Here is a 24466-nt window from a genome sequence, read left to right as displayed (position 1 = left end):
ACCTGGCTTTTAAATTAATATTCAATGAAAATATCAACCAAATTCAGTGTTTTTTTGCTTGCAGCAATTAGCTTTACAAGCTTAAACTCCTGCAAAAAAACTTTTGATATTAGCCCCGAAAACGCCATCGATTCTAAGGAAGTGTATCAAAATATTTATGATGCCGATGCAGCTGTTTTAGGAATATATGGACAGTTTTTAAGCATTGCGAAACAGTATGAAATTCTTAACGAACTGAGGGCAGATTTAATGGATGTTACTGTTAATGCAGATGAACACCTAAGAGAATTAAACACCAACAATATTTCAGCAAACAATCCATACATTGATCCGAAGCCTTATTACGCCATTATTGCCAATTGTAACGATGTGCTTAAAAACCTTAAAGATATGTATGATACGAAAAAGATCAGCGAAAGCAATTATCAGCAACGCTATTCAGATATCGGCGCCTTGCGTACCTGGTTATATTTTCAGCTGGCCATTCATTACGGAGAAATTCCTTATGTAACAGAACCAATTGTTAATATTTACGATGTGAAGGATGAATCGAAATTTCCTAAAAAGAAGCTGGATGAATTAGTTCCCGAACTGATAACTTATATGGAATCTTTGCCATATCTCCAGCCTTATGCTGATGCGAGCTCGCTGATCAGCCAGATTGATGGCTATCCAAGTAAGATGATATTCATTAATAAAAATTTATTGTTGGGGGATATGTATTTATGGATCAACCAGTATAATAAAGCCGCTACTTATTATAAATATGTTCTCGAAACGACAACTCCCTTAGGTGAAGGTGCGCCGAGCGGGGCCTATTGGAATTTTTATTCCGGCTCCAGCGGTGGCGATAATGATGCGGCAACCCCTTCTGCCTGGCAAACTTTCTTTTCCCGTTCTCCCCAGGATAATCAGTATCAGTGGGAGTGGTTATGGACCATGTACTTCGATAAGAATTATCAGCCACAAAATCCTTTTATAGACCTGTTTTCTAACAGCGGAGGCCGGTATTTAGTCAAACCATCACAAAATGCTATTGATAACTGGAATAGCCAGGTTCAATCAGACGGAACTCCTTCTGATTTGCGGGGAGCGGATAACAGCTATAAAATCATTAACGGGCAGCCTGTAATCATGAAATTTTTATATAACTATCTGAATGCAACATCGGGTTTACCTGCTAATGTTTTAGAGAAAAATGGTAAGTGGTTTTTGTATAGAACCAGTCTGCTTCATTTGCGTTTCGCGGAAGCTGCCAACCGCGACGGGGAAACTAAAATTGCTTATGCTTTACTGAATAATGGTATAAAAGGTACATATAATGATCTGACAAAACCTGCTGAAGTGGACAGGCGTATAACCAATCTTAAATTCCCTTATGATTTTGATGCGAGAAAGCTGGATGCACCAAGAATTCGCGGCAAGTACCACCGTACTTTAGGTTTACGTTCCAGGGTTGCTACAACCAATCTGGATGCCGGTTTGCAGGATAATTCTGAAATGATGAAGATGGAAGATGCGATAGTAAATGAATCAGCTTTGGAATTAGCTTACGAAGGGAATCGCTGGCAGGATCTTGTCCGCATTACTTTAAGAAGAGAGAAAGAAGCTGCAGGAACCGGTTTCGACTTTATTAATACAAAATTGAAAGCTAAAACATCGGCGTCTAAACAGATCACAAAGAAAGAAGACTTGTTTCTTCCTTTTAAATTTTAGAAATGATAAGCATTAATAAAATAGGCCGTTTTAAAGCGCGCTTTGTGTCCCCAATGAGTTTTTGATATGGACATATTGATCTTTGATAGCCCGATACGTCATTCCTGCGCAGGCAGGAATCTTAATGCAGAGCAAGATAATCTGGTACCAGTATGGCGTTTTAGGATTGCCGATCGGGTCGGCAATGACGATACCTGGAAGATGCTGATTGGGGTTAGAACGATGATGACGATGCGGTGCAATTTCCTGGCGCTATCTTTATTTATGTCAACAAGATAAATTCGTAATCAATCGGATTTTAATTTATAAAGAGAATAAATCATGAACTGTAAATCAATTATTATAGCGGCATTATTAGCAGGTAGTATGCAGGTTAGTGCCCAGCAGCTTGCTTTTCCGGGAGCCGAAGGCTTTGGCCGTTTCGCCAAAGGCGGACGCGGCGGCGAAGTGTATCATGTTATTAATCTTAACGATGATGGCCCCGGTTCTTTCAGAGATGCGGTTAGCCAGCCGAACCGTACAGTAGTTTTTGATATCGGTGGCGTTATTCAAATAAAATCAAGGGTTCAGGTAGCTCCAAACCTCACGATAGCAGGACAAACTGCTCCCGGCGATGGCATTACCATTTACGGAAATGGCCTTTCCTTTTCAAAAGCTGAAAATACCATTGCCAGATACATCCGAATCCGTATGGGCATTAATGGCGAAAAGGGCAAAGATGCTGTGACTATTTCCGAAGGTTCAAACATGATTTTCGATCATCTTTCTGTATCATGGGGCAGGGATGAAACATTCTCTGTTAGCGGGACGGTCTCAGATATAACCATCCAAAACTCGATTATCGCAGAAGGTCTTCATTCGCATTCGGCCGGCGGACTTATACAAACTACAGGAGGAATTAGCCTGCTGAAAAACCTTTACGTGAACAATCATACCCGTAATCCTAAGGTAAAAGGCAAAAATCAATTCATAAATAATGTAGTATATAACTGGCGGGTAGGAGCGTATATTCTAGGCGATTCGGAATCACACTCTTATGCCAATGTAGTAAATAATTATTTTATTGATGGTCCGCAAACTTCTGCGCCTCCCTTTACACGCGGCAATACCAACTTTCACATTTTTGCTGCTTCGAATTTTCATGACGGAAATAAAAATGGCAAGCTTGATGGTGCGGATATTCCTAAAGCTCAGTATACCGTTGTTGATTGGGTAGCTGCCAATGATTTCCCTAAAGTAGTTATGCTGCAAACTCAGCAGGCCTATGATTTTGTGCTGGCAAATGCAGGAGCATCTTTACACAGAGACCAGGTAGACACAAGATTAGTAAACACCGTTAAATCATTAGGTAAAGAAGGTAAGATTATCAGCAGTGAAGAAGAAAATTCTGAAAAAGGTCCTGGAACAATCAAAGGCGGAAAAGTGTTAAAAGACACAGACCGCGACGGTATGCCGGACGACTGGGAGAAAAAAAATAAATTCAATTCTGCAAAAGCGGATAGTAATGGCGATATTGATAAAGACGGATATACCAACCTTGAAGAATATCTGAATGAATTAACTAAATAAACCAGGGAAGGTGTCCTCACCAACACCTTAACTTATGTACTAGGTACGCCAATAACAGCTTAATATGAAATTTATCCTGTATTCCTTATTACATCAATCATATCATTCTTAATGGAAAGGCGCCGGTTTCTTACGCAAATTGCTATCATCTCTGCATGCACCTTATTGACGGATTCAGTTTTTGCTGCGGGAGTGTACCTGAAAGATCATCTTTCGGCTTTTGCAAAAAAACTTCGACCAATAGGCAGGGTTCTTGAATCTGAAGGCTTTTATGTCTGGTGCAACAGTCCGATACAGGCACCGGACGGGAAGATTCATGTGTTTTATTCACGTTGGTCGGCAAAAAAGGGTATGGGAGGATGGATCAACAGTTGCGAGATCGCTCACGCAGTGGCAGATAAACCCGAAGGACCATATCAATACATTGAAACGGTACTGGCACCGCGCGGACCGGGTTTTTGGGATGCCACGACCTGCCATAATCCTCTTATAAAGTTTGTGGATGGCAAGTATTGCCTGTTCTTTATGGGTAATTCCAATGGTAAAACCAATACTAAGCGCATCGGAATGGCCACAGCCGACTCTTTGAACGGTCCATGGACACGCCCTGACCAACCGCTTCTCGAAGCAGGGCCCGAAGGAGCATGGGACGATCACTGTACCACTAATCCTGCTTTTATAAAGCATCCCAACGGGCAATACTGGTTGTATTATAAATCATGGAACAATAACGATTATTACAATTCTAAGGACCCGCTCATCAGGGGTAACCGTAAATATGGCCTAGCAATTTCTGATAAACTTGAGGGGCCATATGTGCGTTATTCAGATAAGCCGATTATAGATTTTTCCGGTAAAGGCGGAAACAAACAGTTTGAGGATGCTTTTATCTGGCATGAAAAAAACCGGTTCAAATTAATTTGCCGTGATATGGGAGTTTACGGTCATGATGTAGGTTTAATTATGGAATCTAAAGATGGCTTAAACTGGAGCGAACCTGAGATCGCATATAAACCGGTAAAAGAATACTTGCAGCAGGCACCTGCTCCTTCGCATTTAAAGAAGTATGGCAGACTGGAGCGGCCTCAAATATTATTTATCAAAGATAAGCCGGCCTATCTTTTCACTACTTCACAGGGCGGGAAGCATATGACGGCTTCACCACTTATATTTAAAATAAATTCATAAAGGAGATATAATGAGCAATTCGATTATTAAGCGCAGCGCAGCAGGGATTAAAGTAACTGTATTGTCGGTTATTGCGCTACTATTCATTCACTCGTGTGCAACTAAAAAAGCTACTGTCTGGCAAAATAGTTCTCAGCCGTTAATGGAGATTGAGAAGTTGAGAAAAGCGATCAAAGCGCCAAAATTTGCCGATAAAGATTTTTTAATAACCAGCTATGGAGCTGTTGGCGATGGGAAAACTAAAAATACGGAGGCTTTTAAAAAGGCCATTGAGGCTTGCAGTCAGGCCGGCGGCGGCCGCGTGATAGTTCCTACGGGTACATTTTTAACCGGTGCTATTTATCTTGAAAGTAATGTAAACCTGCACATGGTGGATAGCGCGAAAATTCTTTTCAGCCGCGATTTTAAAGATTACCCTATTGTATTTACCCGCTGGGAAGGCATGGAAGTGATGAATTATTCATCCTTTATTTATGCTTATGGGGAAGAGAATATTGCTATTACAGGGAACGGTATTTTAGATGGGAACGCTGATAATAACAACTGGTGGAACTGGAACGGAGCGCCACGCTACGGATGGAAAGCCGGCATGCCTAAGCAAACCCCGGCACGCGATTCTTTACACAAATTAATGCACCAGGAAACTGACCCGAAAACCCGTGTTTTTGGAGATGGATTCTATCTCCGCCCTAATTTCATACAGCAGTACAACTGTAAAAATGTTCTGATGTCGGATTTTAAGCTGATTAACTCACCGATGTGGTGTATTAATCCTGTATTGTGTGAAAACGTAATTGTTGAGCGGGTAAAAGTAATTTCCCATGGCCCTAACAATGATGGATGCGATCCGGAATCATGTAAAAATGTACTTATAAAAGATTGTTATTTTGACACTGGAGACGATTGTATCGCAATTAAATCTGGCCGTGACGAAGACGGCAGAAATATCGGCAGGCCTGCCGAGAACCATATCATCGAGAACTGCATCATGAAAGATGGTCATGGAGGTGTGGTGATAGGGAGTGAAATTGCCGGGGGAGCAAGAAATATCTATGCATTAAATAATTCTATGGACAGCCCGGATTTGGATAGAGTTTTGAGAATAAAAACCAGTTCTTCCCGGGGAGGTATTATTGAGAATGTTTTTATGAAAGATACCAAAGTCGGTACATATAGAGAGGCAGCAGTTAAGTTTAATATGTTCTATGAAAAGCCGGGTAATTTCATTCCTACCATCCGAAATATTTGGGTTGAGAATCTTGAAGTGGAACGTGGCGGTGAGTACGGATTACTTTCAGCCGCATATAAATCATCACCGGTACAGAACGTAAGAATGATTAATGTGAATATTAAAGGTGTTAAGGTGCCGATGAAAGTCGATTATATTGAAAATCTGCAATTCCAAAACGTGAGGATTAATGGTGCCTTAGTTCAGGTACCGGATAGTTTGAAGAATAAATAAAGAATTTACACTGATCGTCATTCCTGCGCAGGCCCGCCTGAACGGAACGCCCGCCTGACCGAACGGGCAGGGGCAGGCAGGAATCTTTATGCTGAGCAAGATAATCCGGTATGGCGCTTTAGGATTGCCGATCGGGTCGGCAATGACGATACGCGGGATTAATAATAAAAAAGAGTCTCCGACTCGTACATATTAACAAAAATGAGCTTTTATAAAGTCCTTTTTTTTTCTTCTTTATTACTGATTAGTCAGGCGGCTTTTAGCCAGTCGCCAAAGAGTACTGAAGTTTTATGGCATGGTAAAGAACGTAGCATTCATTACCGGCCGGAGGGAAATGACTTTGTGCGTGTAAATGGTACAAAACGTTTCAATCGGGCGCTTTATGGAACCAATACAGGCTTCAGAGTAGAAACCGGGGATCTTCCTGAATTTGCGCTCTACCTTCCGGGAATGGGAGGAAATCTGAAATTCGGAATCATTTCTGGAAATACCAGTAAATGGATAATTGACGCATCGCAAATAGAAAGCCGTTACCGTCCGGGTTCCATGCTTTATAAAATTAAGGACCCTCTTTTAGGCTCAGGTACTCTTAATCTTTTTGTTCTCGCTCAGGCCGATGCAGAAGGCCTGATTGTTAAAGCTGAGTTTGCTGGAACTCCTAAGGGAACTGAGTTGTTCTGGACTTTTGGTGGAGCTACCGGTAAAAAGTTTTCGCGCGATGGTGATATTGGTGCAGATCCCGAATCTTCATTTTATCTGAAACCCGAATACTGCAGGGATAACGCTTTTAAATTAGGCAAAAACAACTTCGTTCTGAATTTTGGATCTGGCAGGGTGTTAACCGAAGAAGAACGCTATGAAATTCAGCATGTGGCCGATAACACTAAAGAAAAGGGCATTGTTGAGAACCAAAAGCAATTGTCAGGATTGTTTCCCTTAGGCTCGGCGCTGCACATCGCAGATGCCGGCAAACAAGAGTCGCCTTTAGCCCTCGCAGATTCAAAAGGGAATGCACAGCCTGTACTTGCAGGGCGCATCAAGGCCTCTGCTGCTAAATCCTTATATTTCTTAATTCAGGGCCCTAAAGAAACTCCGACCTTAAGCTATTCTTTATTACCCGGAATATTTGGCAAAGCCGAAGCTGCAAGAGCAAAGCTTGCTGATCGCATTAAGGTAAAAACTCCCGACCCATATATCAATACACTGGGTGGTGCTCTTGGAACAGCAGCCGACGCAATTTGGGAAGATCCGACTTTTCTGCATGGAGCGGTAGCCTGGCGCATGCGGTTGAATGCCTGGAGGGGCGCCTCAACTGCCGACCCGCTTGGCTGGCACGACAGGGCTAAAATACATTTGTCCAGTTACGAAAACTCACAGGTTTTAAGTCCGGAAAGCGGACCCATTACACCGGATACTGCGCTGAACTTCGCCCGTCAGGCCGAAAAAATGGGGACCGCTGTTTTTAGCAGCGGTTATATTTCCCGCAATCCGAATAACAATAAAGTCGCTCACCATTACGATATGAACCTGGTTTTCTTTGACCAGATGCTGAGCCATTTTAACTGGAATGGAGATTTAACTTTCGCTAAAGAAATGTGGCCCGCAATAAAACGCCACCTTGCCTGGGAAAAGCGGAACTTCGATATGGATGGCGATGGTTTGTACGATGCTTATTGTGCAATCTGGGCAAGTGATGCACTGCAATATAGCGGAGGAGGCGTAACCCATTCCTCGTCATACAATTACAGGGCAAATAAATTAGCCGCTAAGCTGGCAAAACTTTTAGGTGATAACCCAGCGCCCTACCAGCAGGAAGCGGATAAAATTTTAAAAGCAATAAACGCAAACTTATGGCTGCCCCAAAAAGGATGGTATGCCGAGTATAAAGATTTACTGGGTTTAAAACTGGTACATCCCTATGCAGGAATATGGTCCATATATCATGCTCTGGATTCTGAAGTTCCGGATCCCTTCCAGGCTTACCAGGCTCTGAGATACGTCGATACCGAAATTCCTCATATTCCAATAAAGGCAAATGGTCTGCCGGATAAGAATTACTATACCATTTCGACTACAAACTGGCAGCCTTATACCTGGTCGCTGAACAATGTGGCTTTAGCTGAAGTTTTACATACGGCCCTTGCTTACTGGCAGGCCGGCCGAAGCGAAGAAGCCTTTAAGCTTTGGGAAAGTATGATGGTAGAAAGTATGTACCTGAGTTCAAGCCCCGGCGGATTTGAACAGCTTTCGTTTTACGATGCTATCCGCGGAGAGCTTTACCGCGATTTCGCAGACCCAATCGGCATGGCAAGCCGTTCCCTGGTTGAAGGCTTGTTTGGGGTTTTGCCCGATGCCTTAAACGATACTTTAACGATCAAACCCGGACTTCCGGCTGAATGGAACTACGCCTCCTTAATAATTCCAGATATAGCATTTGACTTTAAAAGGACGGGTAATACAGACAAGTATTCCATTAGTCCGGACTTCCCGAAATTTATGAATCTGCGCCTGGTTTTAAAAGCCCGGGCGGAAAAACTCAAATCGGTTTCCGTTAATGGTAAAAAAGTGAGCTGGAAGATTTTGGAGGCAGCTGTTAATAATCCAACAGTAGAAATAATGGCAGGAAAGGCGGCCAAATATGATATAGAACTGGAGTGGGCCGGAAATGCGCTGATTAAACCGGAAGATCAATCGTTCGCTTCGAATACTCCGGTAACATTAAATTTCGGATCTGCCAGGGCCCTGCAGGTTTTCGATCCTCAAAATGTGCTTGATGCAGAAGTGATAAGCAATTCTGCTATTGCAGGAACAGTAAAATCAGAACCTGGAAATAAAACGGTTTTTGCAAAATTACAGCAGGGTGATTTTACATGGTGGGCCCCGGTTAACATTGAGGTCGCCGAACCTGTGCAAATTATAACTAAAAAAGAGCAGACCGGAAGCGAAGTAGTGCTGAGCCTGAAAAATAAGGGCGCTGCGCTTAAAGGAAAGTTGATGGTCAATAAAGGGAAAAACTCCTTCGCAAAGGATTTAAATTTAACGGCCAATTCTTCTGCTGATATTAAGATTCCCGCATCTGCTCTTGCATCAGGTACCAACCTGGTTCGGTTCGAATTTGCCGGCCAGCATTTTGTTGAAGAAAAGATAATTAACTGGACGGTTAAACCTGATGCAAGCTCTAAATGGCAAAAAGTAGATTTGAGTTCGTCGTATAACGATATGGTGACAAATATCTATAAAAATAAATACCTGTCGCCCCGCCCGACTTCACCGACTTTGCAGCTTCCTTTACAGGGAATTGGAAACTGGTGTTATCCTCTAACCACAGCGAATATCGACGATTCGGGATTAAGGAAGGCAGCGGGATCTAAAAATGAGTTTACTATTCCAAATGGAGTTGCATTTTTAACACCTTCATCGAATAATCAAAAAAACATTGTGTTTACCTCTCAGTGGGATAACTACCCTGATTCGGTTCGTATCCCATTAACTGGAAAAGCATCACATGCATACTTGCTGATGGCCGGTTCAACAAATGCTATGCAAAGCAGGCTGGATAATGGGGAGGTGCTGATTAATTATACCGACGGAACTTCAGAACGTCTTGCCCTGAGAAATCCGGAAACCTGGTGGCCAATTGAACAGGATTATTATACTGATGATTATGCGTTTAATATCGCTTATCCACGGCCATATCGGGTTAACCTTAAAACCGCCGAAGTAAGCCGCAATTTTAAAAACTTCTATACCATAAAAGGATTTTCCAACTATGGCATAGACGGGGGTGCCGCAACAGTATTGGATTTGCCGCTGAATCCTGATAAAGAACTTAAAGAGTTAAAACTAAAAACACTTGCAAACGACGTGGTGATAGGCCTGATGAGTTTAACGCTTCAGAGATAAAAAACAAACACGATAATAATTTATATCATGACTTTAAAAGTTAAGTCCCCATTTTATAAAACACATTACCTAAGTCTCATATTCAGCCTGGTGCTTCTGCCTTTTTTAAGTTCAGCACAGCAGGTGTCCTTTCCAGGGGCAGAAGGCTATGGAGCCAAAGCATCCGGAGGCAGGGGAGGTTCAGTTTACCACGTTACTAATTTAAACGATAGCGGCGCAGGCTCTTTCCGTGACGCGGTGAGCAAGCCCAACCGTACCGTAGTTTTTGATATAGGAGGAGTTATAAAAGCTAAATCAAGAATCAGCGCCGCATCCAATTTAACAGTAGCGGGGCAAACCGCTCCCGGAGAAGGGATCGTGATTTTTGGATATGGCATTACACTCTCAAAACAGGAAAATGTGATAATGCGTTACCTCCGCTTCCGCGGAAGCATCGACATGCCCAGGGGAATGTGCACTTTTGTTGCAGACAGTGCCAAAAATATGATGTTCGATCACCTTTCCATTGAGTGGGGCAGGTGGGATAATCTTCATGTTCAGGAAAGCAGCGATATCACTTTTCAGTATTGTTTGTTCGGAGAGGCTATCGACCCTCAACGTTTCGGTGCACTGCTCGAACGTCCTAAAAATTTAACGATACATCACTCACTCTGGATCGATAACCAGAGCCGTAATCCTAAAGCCAAGGCAGATATTGAGTATGTAAATAATGTAGTCTATAATTGGGGCGTGAGCGGATTTGTAGGCGGACATTCGGCTGCCAATCATCACCAGGATATCATAAATAATTATTTCATCGCCGGGCCTAATTCCACGGATAATTTTCTGAGCATGTTCACCGCTACCGATCATGTATATCAAAGCGGAAATTATGCCGATCTGAACAAAGACGGGGTATTAAATGGCAGTCTCGTTAACGAAGAGACCTTTAAAGCAGAGAAAGCAGATATAGTTTCTAAGCGCCAGAATGTTTCTCCTGCGGCAGTAACTACACAGTCGGCAACGCAGGCTTACCATATCGTTATGGCTGAAGCCGGATCATCCATAAAACGAGATTCTATCGACAGGCGGATTATTTCCTACCTGCAATCGCTCGGTAGACAAGGGCGGATATTCAGAACAGAGACAGAGGCCGGCGGTCAAGGCAAGCTTGTCGGGGGCAGTGCCAATCAGGACATCGATTCCGATGGCATTCCAGATTCATGGGAGCTGACTAACAAACTCAACCCCAAAAATCCTGATGATGGAAAAATTCTGGTAAAAAGCTCTCATTATACCCAATTAGAACACTATTTAAATTCGTTAGCTATGAAGCCGGCGAAAGCTATTTAATAAGATTATGAATTTAACACCTATAACGAAAACCGTACACGCAGTATTAGCTTTCATCCTTTTGGTTTCGGTCTCAGCACTGGCCCAGCAAACCCCTATTAACAGGCAGGCCCTGGTAGTGAGGCACAACATTGTTAACACTAAAATTGACTCCCTCGAATCCCTTTCTCTGGGTAACGGTAAATTTGCTTTTACAGCAGATGTTACAGGTCTGCAAACCTTTCCTGAACGATATGCCAAAGGCGTTTCTTTAGGCACCCAGTCAGAATGGGGCTGGAACCGCTGGAAAGATACCGTGGGATATAAATTTGAAGAAACCTTAAAAGAGTATACTTTAAACGGAAAGAAATCGACCTATTCCATTCAGTATTCAGAGCCTTTACGGAAAAGAAGTGCCGCCGACTGGTTCCGCAAAAGCGTTCACCGTGTGCAGCTCGGAAACATGGGCTTTGACATTTATAAAAAAGATGGGTCTTTAGCGAAACCTGCCGATATTAAAGACATCCGTCAAACATTAAATATGTGGACAGGTGAACTAAGCAGTCACTTTACAGTAGAAGGTGTTCCCGTTGATGTGATAACACTCGGACATCAGGAGCAGGATCTTGTAGCTTTCCAGGTAAAATCGCCATTAATTACAATGGGTCGTCTAAAAGTGAAAATGGTGTATCCGTATCCCACCGCCGATTTTCTCGACGAAGGGGTGAATTATAAAAACCCTGAGAAACATACCTCAGCGATCAGAACCACATCTGCCGACGGAGCTGTTCTTGAGCACCAGTTAGAGGGGATATCTTATTTCAATAGTTTGAAATGGAGTGCAGCCTCTATCGCTAAAACATCAACGCCTCATTATTATCAAATTACCCCGGATAAAGGAGCACAGGTATTTGAATTGAGCTGTTTGTTTTCTCCTGTGAAAGCTGAACCATCGGCATTGCCTTCTTTTGTTCAAACCAAAGTTAACAGTAACAGCAAATGGAAAGATTTCTGGATGAGCGGTGCTGCAATCGACTTCACAGGGAGTACCGATCCGAGAGCAAAGGAACTGGAAAGGAGAGTAATCACATCACAATACCTTACTAAAATCCAATGTGCCGGTTCATTCCCTCCGCAGGAAACAGGCTTAACATTTAACAGCTGGTTTGGAAAACCGCATTTGGAAATGCATTGGTGGCATGCTGTGCATTTCGCTCTATGGAACAGGCCACAACTAATGACCAATACGCTCGACTGGTATTTCAAGGTACGGGATGGCGCAAAAGAGATTGCCCAGAGACAAGGTTTTAAAGGGAATCGCTGGCAGAAAATGACCGACCATGAAGGTCTGGAAAGCCCCTCTTCTGTAGGTGCCTTCATTTTATGGCAGCAGCCACATCCCATTTATATGGCCGAGCTTGCTTACAGGGATAAAAACAGTAAAGAAGTTTTAGAGAAATACAAGGACATTGTGTTCGGAACAGCCGAGTTTATGGCTTCTTTTCCCTCATATGATAGTTTAAAGAATCAATATAATCTGGGTAAAGGATTAATTCCTGCACAGGAAGTTTTTAAAGCGGAGGATACTTATAATCCGACCTATGAGCTGGCTTACTGGGACTGGGCCCTTAGAATTGCCCAGAAATGGCGTGAGCGTTTAGGCATGCCAAGGGATGCAGAATGGGATAAAGTGATTAATAAACTTGCTCCGCTTCCTAAATACAACGGCGTTTACCTGTCTACAGAAAACAATAAGGATTCTTTTACCAATGAAAAATGGCTGCGCGATCACCCTTCGGTATTAGGCGCTTTAGGTATGGTACCGGCTTCAGCAAAATTAGATAAGGCTACGATGCAACGCACGTTCGATACCGTTTGGAAAGTTTGGCAATGGCCCGATACATGGGGATGGGATTTTCCGATGACCGCCATGACTGCTGCCCGTTTAGGAAACCCTAACAAAGCAATTGACGCCCTGTTTATGAAGATACAGACCAATACCTATCTAAAAAACGGTCACAATTACCAGGACGGACGTCTCCGTATATATCTTCCAGGCAACGGCGGTGTACTGGCAACTGTAGCTATGATGGCCGGCGGATGGGACGGGAGCACAGGCTTAAACCCCGGCTTCCCGAAAGACGGAAAATGGAAGGTGAAGTCTGAAGGATTTAAAAAGATGCCTTAATATTCACAAATTAAATAAAACATATAACCCCTTTATGGCTCTGTTCACAGATCATGAAGGGGTTTCTTTTTGATATCTTAATCTCATGGTCTGTGTCTTTACAGACCATGAGATTGCCTTACTGATCATGCGAATTAATGGGTAAAAGAGGCTGATTTATTGACACAGACCAAGGTTGGGGCTTATCGCTTTGTTAATTCCAAATTTCATTCATCTCTGTCAGTACAATTGGTTTACCGTCAGTAACAACAATAGTATGTTCGTGTTGTGCCATAAAACCGCCCCTGTTACCAACCATTGTCCAGCCGTCTTGTAAAGTTTCAGCGTAAGTGGAAGTCGTTGAAATAAAAGTTTCAATAGCAACTACAGAATTTTTCTTAAATCTTGTCGAATTAAAACGGTCTCTGTAATTCGCTATTTCGGCTGGTTCTTCATGAAGACTTCTTCCTACTCCGTGGCCCGTTAAATTTTTAATAACTCTGTAACCTCTTTTCTTAGCTTCGGTTTCAATTAAAAAACCAATGTCAGAAATACGAACCCCACCTTTTATATTATGAATTGCTTTATGTAAAATTTGTCTTGAAGCCTCAATAAGTTTTTGGTGTTGGTTTACATCCGTCCCGATAACAAATGACCCTCCGTTGTCCGACCAAAAGCCATCTAATTCTGCTGAAACGTCAATATTAATTAAATCACCTTCATTAATTATTTTTTTGTCAGAGGGTATGCCGTGACAAAATTCATTATTTATACTTATGCACGTCCAGCCAGGAAAACCGTAAGTCAAATATGGTGCTGATTTAGCTCCCATGTCGTTAAGGATTTGTCCGCCATAGTTGTCTAATTCCTTCGTCGTCATACCCGGTTGGGCATAGTTTCTCATTTCTTTCAAAGTGTAGGCAACAGCTTCACTTGCTTTTTGCATTCCCACTAGTTCTGACTCTGTTGTGATTGACATATCTTGCTCTTCTCTGATTAAGTATTTATCGTGCCGTTTTTAGCCTGATCGTTAAACTTTAGGTGTCTAAACGGTGCCCTAAAAGAACGTCCGTGTTAAGGAGCAATAAAGTTACTAAAAAACAGAAAATTTCGAGAATTGCGTCACACTTCCGCAGATGACTTAAATGAAAGCCATGGCCCCCGCTGCTATCATCCTTACTTAATCGTGAGTCCTGCGATCATATTTATTCGTACTTTTAGACCTTATTTCGTACCAAATCATGAAGAAATTAAACCGATTATTCGCTTTTATTATTTGTAGTCTGTGTTTTGCAGCACAAACAAACGCTCAGGGTATTAAACTGCCACAACCAAGCAGCACCCAAACGCTTATCCAGGATTTTGCGCTTGGGAATATTACCTTAACTTATTCTCGTCCGAGTATTAGAGGACGCGCGATTTTTGGAGGGTTGGTGCCTTTTGATAAAGTGTGGCGTACAGGCGCAAACAGCGCAACTATTATTAAATTTTCGGATGAAGTGATCATTGAAGGGAAAACCATTCCGGCGGGAGAGTATGGATTATTCACCATTCCGGGTAAAAAGGATTGGACCGTAATTATAAGTAAGGGATCACAGCAATGGGGAGCCTACACATACAAAGAAGCAGATGATTTAGCCCGCTTTAGCGTTAAGCCGCAAAGTCTTAAAGACAAGGTGGAAACATTTACCATGCAGTTTGCAAATGTCTATCAAACATCAGCTCAATTGCAGCTTATGTGGGAAAATACTCAGGTTTCTGTTAATCTAACCGCTGATATCGACAGCAGGGTGATGGCAAGCATAAACGAGGCCATGAAAGGGGAGAAGAAACCTTATTTTGCTGCTTCCCAATATTATTACAACAACAATAAAGACATGGCTAAAGCATTAGAATGGGTGAATGCTGCAGAAGCTGAAGATCAAAAAGCTCCCTGGATAAAATTGGCGAAAGCAAAAATTCAGTTGAAAGCCGGAGATAAAAAAGGAGCTATTCAAACTGCCGAAGCAGGTATTAAGTTAGCTTCCGAATTAAAAAATGAAGAGTACGTTCGTTTAAACACTGAATTCTTAGCTGAAGCGAAGAAATAGGGTTTGTAAGTGTAAAAAGAAGCCGCTGATTTAATCGTCAGTGGCTTTTTGTATTTTGTTCTATACCGATAAAGATAATTGTCTGTCTCACAGAGGGTGAGAAATCCAATGCTAAAAGTCAATATTATAGCTGGATCGAAAATCCCGACGATCACCCGCCCGACCTTAAGTTAGTCATATAGATTTATCTGATTTATTAATAACTCAAACAGCCCCAGGGTATACTAACGTCTTAATATAAACCTAAATTGAACAGACTTAAATCAAATATTAATCGCACCTTATTCGCATTTTAGCGTCCAATATGCGACTAAGGTGCGAACAAGGTCCGTTTAAAGTCTGTTTAAATATAAATGATGGCTTAACCACGCATGGTCTGTGTCTTCACAGATTATTAGATAAAAAAAGCGATTAAGAGATATTGGTCTGTGTGACACAGACCAAGGGGTAGGGAAACTTTTTAACCTTCGTATGTCACACATATCAGAAAAGATATTATTTGATATGAAAAATATTATCTTGCTGAAGTATACTCATTTAAATATATTAACATTAAACCTGCCTGTAATGACATACCCTCTGATTTTCATTATATCCTTTCTGTTTAGTAGCTGCGGAGAGTCAAAAAACGTTTCAAATGAAGCCGATGAAACTTTAAGCATAGATTCTGTAATTAAAAAATCAGAACAAAGCTACGCGTCATTGAAAACATACCTTGATTCGGGCAAGGTTATCAGCGACTTTTATTCTGGCAGCCACCCCCATAAAAGCGCCAAGATTTTCCGAACCGCATATTCCGCAACTGAAGGTTTTAACTTTGAATATTTTGAACCAAACAAGTCTAACTCTTTGCATACTCTAAACAAAAAAGGAGAAACAGTAAAAACATGGTGGGGTGTTACCAACGAGTTAACAACTGATAAAACTTTTAGTATGGCAATAGCCTCAATGACCGGTGTCTCATCGGGAGCTGCAACACTGATCCCGCGACTTTTATTCCCTAAGAAATTGTCTCCAGGAAGAAATATATACAATAGCTTTGTGCCTGATTCAAGCGGGTTTGAAATGGTAAATGGGCTGCCTTGCTATAAGATTTCAGGAAAAGACAGGCTGGAAGGGAAAATTACTGTTTGGGTTGCCAAAAGTGATTTCCTGATTCGTAAAGTAGAGAATGATAGAATAGTAAATCCCAAAACATATGCGAATGTTGATTCAATGCTCAGATCCGGGTTTCAACGTGATTCTGTCCGGATTCAAAAGTTGGCAGATCAAAGTGCCGACCCTCAAAAAAAAGCCATGCTGTTAAAAAAACTGAAGGAGTCATCAGCCACGCGTAGTACAGTACTGAAACAATTAAGTGCGAGACCAGCTCGCAGCCCCTTTTCAGTAAAAACAACCACCTTTATTTATCCATATACTCAAAAGGTTTTGAATAAAGAACTCTTTAGCTTCAGGCCACACAGGGAAGTGCCATTATAAGATAAACGTTTTTACTCATGGTTTAGCCCATTTACGCCGTGGTCTGTGTCTCCACAGACCATTTTTATGGAATCTTGTCAAAAAAAAGCATGTGCTATAATTTGCCGCTTACTTTATTGAAATCTGATATATGCATTTTTCTTTTATTGAATTTAGCAGCTATCAAATCTCCTGCAATTAATCCTGAAATGAAGCCAAGCGGAATTCCAGCCAATCCTTTTACATCAGGAAGACAGGTACGATTCGAGCTATTATCTGTTAAAAGAACAGCTAAAGCTGTTGCGCCCGCAACCGCAGCAGGTAGCTTTATCCATGGTCTCCATATTTTCAGATTTTTCGTTTGTCTGGCAGAGAAAGTATAGATTTTACCGTTATAATCTTTAATTGTTATGGTGCTATCATTGATCGCATTAAGTTTGCCAGTAACGTTGCTTCCATCCCAGGTTACAATATGAACTCTATATTTTGTAGGTGAAGTTGCTGATGCGTTTTGAACAACTATTAAAAATAGTATGATTGATAGAAATTGATTCATAGAGGGATAGTTTATGCTTGTAATAATTACTTTTTGGGCAAGCTCCAATTTGGATAGACTGTATAAATATAGCCAAAAATTTCACTGATGACCCCACAAGTTCAGAAATGATCCCTCACAAGCAGACAATAGCAAAAGGGCTAAATGTTGGAATTGAAATTAAATACTGTTTTTTTCAAATCATCTCGTACGCCATTGTCTGTGTCTCCACAGACCATTTAGGTATTTAAAAAAACGATTTAAAGATATTGGTCTATGTGACACAGACCAAAGGTGAAAAATTTATCCATGTAATCTCGGCTGCCGGCCAACGAAATAAAAAATTTATGGATTCTTTCTAAACTTTCAATTTCCATGTAATGAGCTTATTACATCGCAATTTGTAACATCTGCATTACCCGGTATGCTCAAAAATATATAAAAGCTCTATTTAGAATGATAGAGGCTGGTTAGTTCTTGGAGCTAAAAACGCAGCATGACAGACCATGATGGTAAATAATAGTTCTTTAACTTAATTTAAAGAACCAATTATTTCCATTTTATGAAAAGACAAATACTTGTTCATCTATGCTTATTAATTTTTATTCTTCCTTTCAGCTTTTCTAAAGCGTATTCACAGCGCCAGATGGAGAACCTGGGTCGTGGCATGGTCGCCATAAATCAGGGAAGTGGAAAAGTATATGTAGGATGGCGCATGCTTGGTACAGATCCTTCAGATATCGCATTTAACCTCTATCGCTCTGTGAATGGCGGGAGTCCGGTAAAATTAAATAAGCAAGCCCTTGTAAAAACTACAGACTTTATTGATACGGGAAGAGATTCCCTTAAATCGAATGCCTATTTCGTTAAAGCAGTAGTTAAAGGAAAAGAAATTGAAACCAGTAAATCCTTTGTTTTAAAAGCGAACGCTCCCACAGTACCTTATTTATCCGTGCCATTACAAACTCTGGCAGGATACAATCCAAACGATGTTTCTGTAGCAGACCTTGACGGCGATGGTGAATATGAAATTGTATTGCACCAGGCTGGCCGGGCGAGAGATAATTCACAAGCCGGTATTACGGATCCGCCGATACTTGAAGCCTATAAGCTTGATGGTACCATGCTCTGGAGAATAAATCTTGGTAAAAACATTCGTGACGGAGCCCACTATACCCAGTTTATGGTTTATGACCTGGATGGCGACGGACGGGCAGAAGTTGCCTGTAAAACAGCCGACGGAACCATCGATGGCAAAGGAAAGGTGATTGGCGATTCTACTAAAGATTATCGCGATGAGCGAGGCATGATTTTAAAAGGCCCTGAATTTCTCACCGTTTTTAATGGCTTCACAGGAGCGGAAATACATACCACAAATTATAATCCTCCGCGTCATCCAACTAAACTGGAACCTACTACCCAGGAGTTGAGAGAGATATGGGGCGATGGAAATGGCAACCGCAGCGACCGTTACCTGGCAGCAGTGGCTTACCTTGATGGCGTTCATCCCAGCTTAGTGATGTGCCGTGGATATTACACCCGCACGGTTATTGCCGCATGGGATTTAAAGAACGGGAAGCTAACCGAACGCTGGGTGTTCGACAGTGATGCCAGTGAAGAGACCCGGCCTTTCCGTGGACAAGGCAACCATAATTTATCCGTTGCAGATATTGACGGCGACGGAAAAGATGAAATTGTGTATGGTCAGATGACGCTGGATGATAATGGCAAAGGTTTGTATACTACCAAAATCGGACACGCTGATGCATTGCACGTTAGCGACTTAGACCCTTCACGACCCGGATTAGAGGTTTTTAGTATCCAGGAACGATTTGGTGATGCCGGGGCAAATTTCCGTGATGCCCGCACCGGAGAAGTGATCTGGAAAAAAGGGTCTATTAAAGCAGGTGAAGACGGTGAAGGCCCCGGCCGTGCTTTGGCTTTAGATGTCGATCCGCGATACAAAGGTTTTGAATCATGGGTTGCCGGAGCCGGAATTACCGGAATGTTTGACGTTAAAGGCAATAAAATTGCTGAGCGCACTCCGGCAGTTAACTTTGGTGTTTTCTGGGATGCCGATATGCTGAGTGAAATACTTAACTCAACAACTGTCGGCAAATGGGATTATATGAATCAGAAGACAGATGTATTGTTAAATGCCGCACAATATGATTGCGTTCATAACAATGGTACAAAATCTACACCTGCATTAAGCGCCGATATATTGGGCGACTGGCGCGAGGAAGTGATGTTCCGAACCCGCGATGGAAAAGAACTGCGAATTTTCTCTACCACAATTCCGGCCGCAAACCGCTTTTACACCTTTATGCACGATCCGCATTACCGTCTAAGCATTGCATGGCAAAATGTGGCTTATAATCAGCCGCCGCATACCAGCTTTTATATTGGTCCCGAAATGAAAGCACCTCCAAAACCAAATATCACCTTAGTGAAATATAAAGGTAAATAAGCCCAAAGAATCCATTACATGAGAATAACAATAATTCAAAAGAACACCGGAAATCTATTTAATGGCCTGGTTTTACTGATTTTTACCCTTTTCAGTTCTGCGCTTTTAGCTCAAAACGGAATTGCCAGAAAAGTTTCAGCCTTTGAAGACAATTGGAAATTTATTAAAGAAGATGTTTCAGGAGCCGAAAAGCCAGAGTTCAAAGATAATACATGGAGAACCTTAAGTGTTCCGCACGACTGGAGTATTGAAGGTCCTTATGATCGAAATAATTCAACCGGTCGGGGGGGAGGATATCTTCCGGGTGGTATCGGCTGGTATCGAAAAACCTTTACCGTTCCTCAGGCAGATGCCCAAAAGAAATTATTCATTGAATTTGATGGTATTATGGCTAATAGTGATGTGTGGATAAATGGCAAACATCTTGGAAAGAGGCCTAACGGATATATCGGTTTCAGATACGATCTTACTCCGCATCTAAACCCTGGTAGGCCCAATGTTATAGCGGTTCGTGCCGATAATTCGGTGCAGCCTGCATCAAGGTGGTACACTGGTGCCGGCATTTACAGGCATGTTCGCTTAATTACAAGTAATCCTGTTCATGTTGCTCAGTGGGGCGTTTTTGTAAGTACAAAAGATGTAACGGATAAAGCGGCAACTGTTAGTATAAAAACTCGTATTGAAAACGAATCATCTGCTCCGCAGGAGATAACCTTGCAGACTTCAGTACTGGGCCCGGATGGTAAAACCCTGAAAAGTGCAGAAACTACTCAATCAATTTCGCCCGGAAAACCGGCTGCTTTCGAGCAAAATATTTCGTTGTCAAATCCTTTATTGTGGGATGTTAACAAGCCTAATCTTTATCGAACAGTGACAAAAGTGCTTTCAGGCAAAACGGTCCTTGACAATGAAACCAATGTTTTCGGAATCAGGGATATTCGTTTTGAGGCCGCAAGCGGATTCCACTTAAACGGAAAAAACCTGAAAATCAAAGGGGTTTGCCTGCATCATGATGGTGGAGCCGTTGGAGCTGCGGTACCGGCAGCAATTTGGAAAAAGCGATTACTGACGCTTAAAGAGCTTGGCGTGAATGGTATTCGTACAGCTCATAATCCCATGGCTCCGGAGTTTTACGACCTCTGTGATGAGTTAGGATTATTGGTGATGGATGAATCGTTCGATACATGGAGAGCAAAAAAAGGAAATGCAGAAAACGGCTACAATTTATATTTCGATAAATGGTGGGAAGCCGATACCCGCGACATGGTAATGCGCGACCGCAACCATCCGAGTATTGTGATTTATAGTGTGGGAAATGAAATTCGCGACGATTTAAATAGTCCGGCTGGCTTTAAAACCTTTACTGATCAAAAGGACCTGATACATAAACTGGATGGAACACGTCCGGTTACTATGGCTTTGTTTCGACCCAATTCTGCAAAAGTATACGACAATGGTTTTGTGGAATTAATGGATGTGGTTGGTCAGAACTATCGCGAAAACGAATTGGTTCAGGCTCATGAATCCAAACCCGCCCGTAAAGTTATCGGTACCGAGAACGGCCATACCCAAAATGCCTGGTTGACATTGCGCGATAAGCCCTATATGGCCGGTCAGTTTTTATGGACAGGTATTGATTATTTTGGAGAAGAAGACTGGCCTTCCATTGGTCATGGATCCGGAATTCTCGATCGTACCGGAGCAATTAAACCCGAGGGCTTTCAACGGCAAAGCTGGTGGTCTGACAAGCCCATGGTGCATATTACAAGGAGCGCTGGAAATGCCGGTTCAGGACGTTTAGTTTCCGACTGGACTCCGGATGATTTTGATACCTATGATGAAGGCAGGGTGCAGGTGTACAGCAATTGTGAAGAGGTGGAATTGTTTCTGAATGGAAAGTCGCTGGGCGTAAAGCCACTTGCTAAAAATGCATCGCCCTTTACATGGAGCGTAACATTTGCCCCGGGAACCATTAAAGCTGTAGGAAAAAATGGCGGGAAAGTAGTGGTAGAGCAGGAACTTAAAACCGCAGGCAAGCCGGCTAAAATCAGGTTAACTGCCAGCCAGCCGAAACTAACCAACAGTTTTGATGATGCAGCGATAATTACGGCAACTATAGTTGATGAAAATGGAGTCCCCTGCCCCAATAGCGATAATCCTATAAGCTTTAAAGTTTCAGGCCAGGGAATGATAAATGCTGTTGATAATGGAAGCCTTATAAGTACAGAAATGTACAAGACATCTGAGAGAAGCGCTAATATGGGAAAGGCAGTAGCCATTATTCAGGCAAACGCGCCTAAAGGAAAGGTGGATATACTGGCAACGAGCCCTGGATTGGCACAAGGATCAGTTTCATTAGAAGTGACATCTTCAGCGAAATAGTAAATTGTCCCCTGGGCCCAAAGGTCTGTGTCTTCACAATGAGAGACACAGACCTTTGGACCGTGCAGGGTTGCGGACATTATAAGGACAGAGACCTGGCTTGTGCCACACAAACTAAGGAGAGAAATAATAAAAGCTGATTTAGGGGCTCTTCTAAAATGTAACATGTGTATTACTCCTAAACTCTTTGTCTCCCAAAAATCGCTGTTTAATAACCGATAGGCCTTTTTTTGAGATTTATCACGCAAAATGCCATGATGGTGCATGACGGTTAAGCCTGTTCAAATCGTTTACTTTATGCTACCATTTTATAACCAATAATGAAAAGACTTTTACTTAATAATGTTTTGCTTATTGTATTTGTGCTGTTTGCTTTTTCGGCATTGTCTCAAAAACGGCAAATGGAATATCTTAACAGGGGTACTATTGCCATTAATCAGGGAGCCGGCAAAGTTTACCTTGGATGGCGCATGCTGGGGACCGATCCTGAAGATATCGCGTTCAACGTGTACCGTTCTACAGGTTCTAAAACAGCGCTGAAATTAAATAGTAAGCCTATTTCAAACAGTACAAATTATGTCGACGAAGGTGTGGACACAACCCAGTCGAATGCTTATTTTGTAAAAATTGTTTCGAAAGGGAAAGAAACAGAAACCGGAGAGACCTATACTCTTGCTGCCAATGCACCTGCACAACAATACTTGTCAGTTCCTTTAAAAACTATTCCGGGATATACTCCAAACGATGCCTCTGTAGGCGATTTAGACGGAGACGGGAAATATGAAATTATTTTACATCAAACCGGCAGAGGGAGAGATACTCCTTCACCCGGTCTTACCGATGTCCCCATTTTTCAGGCCTATAAATTGGATGGTACATTATTATGGGAAATAAATCTTGGTAAAAATATCCGCGAAGGCGCTCATTATACTCAGTTTATAGTAATTGATATGGATGGCGACGGGATCGCGGAGTTTGCCTGTAAAACTGCCGATGGCACCATTGACGGAAAAGGAAAAGTGATAGGAGATTCTACCAAAGACTGGAGGAATATTGATCCGAAAAGTGGTGTCTTCTTTGGAAAAATACTGCAGGGCCCCGAATATTTCACGGTTTTCAGCGGAAAGACCGGGGAGGCTTTAGCGACAACTGATTATATCGCAAACCGCTATCCAACCGACGGATGGAGCGGTCATGGCGGAAATGGCGGAAGCGACAACAACGGAAATCGTGTTGATCGTTTTGTAGCCGGAGCAGCATATTTAGATGGAAAACTTCCCAGTGTATTAATGTGTCGCGGTTACTATGGAAGATCTGTAATTGCTGCCTGGGATTACCGTAACGGGAAACTAACCTCGCGCTGGGTTTTCGATAGCAAAGATAGTGAGAACCCTTTCTCCGGTCAGGGAAACCATGGCCTGAGCATTGCCGATGTGGATAATGACGGAAAGGATGAAGTTATTTATGGTGCAATGGTTATTGACGACAATGGGAAAGGAATGTTTTCAACTAACCTTCGTCATGGAGACGCCCTGCATGTAAGCGATTTGGATCCTGCACGTCCGGGACTGGAAGTTTTTGGGGTTCACGAAATTGAAGAAGGAACAAAGGGGCCGGGAGCCGCTTTATATGATGCAAAAACCGGTAAAATATTGTGGTCCGGCCATAACGACGAGGATGTTGGCCGTGGTGTAGCTGCAAATATTGATGCCGAAAATCCGGGGGCCGAAATGTGGTTCTCCGGCTCGAATGGTTTGCTAAATCTTAAAGGCGAGAAAATTGGTCCAAATCCAACTTCGACGAATTTCCTTTGCTGGTGGGATGGGGATTTAACCCGCGAACTTCTTAACGGTAACGGAATCGATAAGTATAAGATAGGACGGATATTCACCGCCGCTGGTTGTTCTTCAAATAATGGAACCAAATCTACTCCGGCTTTAAGTGCAGATATCCTGGGAGACTGGAGAGAAGAAGTAATTTTAAGAACCACAGATAATAAAGAGCTCAGGATTTTTACTACTACTATTCCTACTCAGCATAAAATGTATACCCTGATGCATGATCCGCAGTACAGAATGGCAATTGCCTGGCAAAATGTAGCGTACAATCAGCCTCCTCACCCGGGTTTCTATATGGGAGAGGATATGAAACCTGCACCTAAACCTAATATTGAGGTGAAAGCTCCTAAGAAAACAGTATTCTCAAAAAATTAATA

General features: G+C 42.3%; 14 protein-coding genes. 12 read left to right on the top strand and 2 right to left on the bottom strand.

What is annotated here, in order from left to right:
* The first annotated feature begins 24 nt into the window (after nucleotides 1-24).
* The 7 genes from WG906_RS09515 (at nucleotide 25) to WG906_RS09485 (ending at nucleotide 13337) form a co-directional block, all read left to right on the top strand.
* A complete protein-coding gene (locus WG906_RS09515; RefSeq protein ID WP_339992354.1) occupies nucleotides 25-1716 on the top strand; it encodes a RagB/SusD family nutrient uptake outer membrane protein in 1692 nt (563 codons plus the stop codon).
* 321 nt (nucleotides 1717-2037) lie between these two features.
* Nucleotides 2038-3285: a pectate lyase family protein gene (locus WG906_RS09510; RefSeq protein ID WP_339992353.1), complete on the top strand. Its 1248-nt coding sequence runs from the start codon at nucleotides 2038-2040 to the stop codon at nucleotides 3283-3285.
* A 111-nt stretch (nucleotides 3286-3396) separates the two neighbouring features.
* Nucleotides 3397-4473, top strand: a complete 1077-nt coding sequence (locus WG906_RS09505; protein ID WP_339992352.1) for a glycoside hydrolase family protein — start codon at nucleotides 3397-3399, stop codon at nucleotides 4471-4473.
* 10 nt (nucleotides 4474-4483) lie between these two features.
* On the top strand, nucleotides 4484-5935 hold the full coding sequence (locus WG906_RS09500) for a glycoside hydrolase family 28 protein (RefSeq protein WP_339992351.1): 1452 nt from the start codon (nucleotides 4484-4486) through the stop codon (nucleotides 5933-5935).
* Between the two features lie 201 nt (nucleotides 5936-6136).
* On the top strand, nucleotides 6137-9838 hold the full coding sequence (locus WG906_RS09495; RefSeq protein ID WP_339992350.1) for a DUF4450 domain-containing protein: 3702 nt from the start codon (nucleotides 6137-6139) through the stop codon (nucleotides 9836-9838).
* 27 nt (nucleotides 9839-9865) lie between these two features.
* Entirely contained in the window at nucleotides 9866-11170 is a 1305-nt protein-coding gene (locus WG906_RS09490) for a pectate lyase family protein (protein ID WP_339992349.1), read from the top strand.
* A gap of 7 nt (nucleotides 11171-11177) precedes the next feature.
* Nucleotides 11178-13337 carry a hypothetical protein gene (locus WG906_RS09485; RefSeq protein WP_339992348.1) on the top strand — a complete coding sequence of 720 codons (2160 nt, stop codon included), beginning with the start codon at nucleotides 11178-11180 and terminating at the stop codon, nucleotides 13335-13337.
* A 193-nt stretch (nucleotides 13338-13530) separates the two neighbouring features.
* On the opposite strand, the gene map is transcribed toward WG906_RS09485, so the two are convergent.
* Complete coding sequence (gene map, locus WG906_RS09480) at nucleotides 13531-14295, bottom strand: type I methionyl aminopeptidase (protein ID WP_339992347.1); 765 nt, start codon at nucleotides 14293-14295, stop codon at nucleotides 13531-13533.
* Between the two features lie 262 nt (nucleotides 14296-14557).
* Between map and WG906_RS09475 the strand changes: the two genes are divergently transcribed.
* Nucleotides 14558-15406 (top strand): DUF2911 domain-containing protein, encoded by an 849-nt coding sequence (locus WG906_RS09475; RefSeq protein WP_339992346.1) that lies wholly within the window; start codon nucleotides 14558-14560, stop codon nucleotides 15404-15406.
* Between the two features lie 471 nt (nucleotides 15407-15877).
* Nucleotides 15878-16885 carry a hypothetical protein gene (locus tag WG906_RS09470; RefSeq protein WP_339992345.1) on the top strand — a complete coding sequence of 336 codons (1008 nt, stop codon included), beginning with the start codon at nucleotides 15878-15880 and terminating at the stop codon, nucleotides 16883-16885.
* 94 nt (nucleotides 16886-16979) lie between these two features.
* Here WG906_RS09470 and WG906_RS09465 read toward each other — a convergent pair whose 3' ends face one another.
* Nucleotides 16980-17420 carry a hypothetical protein gene (locus WG906_RS09465; protein WP_339992344.1) on the bottom strand — a complete coding sequence of 147 codons (441 nt, stop codon included), beginning with the start codon at nucleotides 17418-17420 and terminating at the stop codon, nucleotides 16980-16982.
* Between the two features lie 541 nt (nucleotides 17421-17961).
* Here WG906_RS09465 and WG906_RS09460 point away from each other — a divergent pair.
* The 3 genes from WG906_RS09460 (at nucleotide 17962) to WG906_RS09450 (ending at nucleotide 24464) form a co-directional block, all read left to right on the top strand.
* Complete coding sequence (locus WG906_RS09460; RefSeq protein WP_339992343.1) at nucleotides 17962-19869, top strand: rhamnogalacturonan lyase; 1908 nt, start codon at nucleotides 17962-17964, stop codon at nucleotides 19867-19869.
* An 18-nt stretch (nucleotides 19870-19887) separates the two neighbouring features.
* Nucleotides 19888-22251, top strand: a complete 2364-nt coding sequence (locus tag WG906_RS09455) for a glycoside hydrolase family 2 TIM barrel-domain containing protein (RefSeq protein ID WP_339992342.1) — start codon at nucleotides 19888-19890, stop codon at nucleotides 22249-22251.
* Nucleotides 22252-22571: 320 nt separating this feature from the next.
* Nucleotides 22572-24464 (top strand): rhamnogalacturonan lyase, encoded by a 1893-nt coding sequence (locus WG906_RS09450; RefSeq protein ID WP_339992341.1) that lies wholly within the window; start codon nucleotides 22572-22574, stop codon nucleotides 24462-24464.
* Nucleotides 24465-24466 lie beyond the last annotated feature (2 nt).

Source organism: Pedobacter superstes (assembly GCF_037622515.1).
Taxonomy (GTDB): Bacteria; Bacteroidota; Bacteroidia; order Sphingobacteriales; family Sphingobacteriaceae; genus Paradesertivirga; species Paradesertivirga superstes.
The sequence above is the reverse complement of the archived record's forward strand: the minus strand, read 5'-3'. Positions and strand labels throughout refer to the sequence as shown.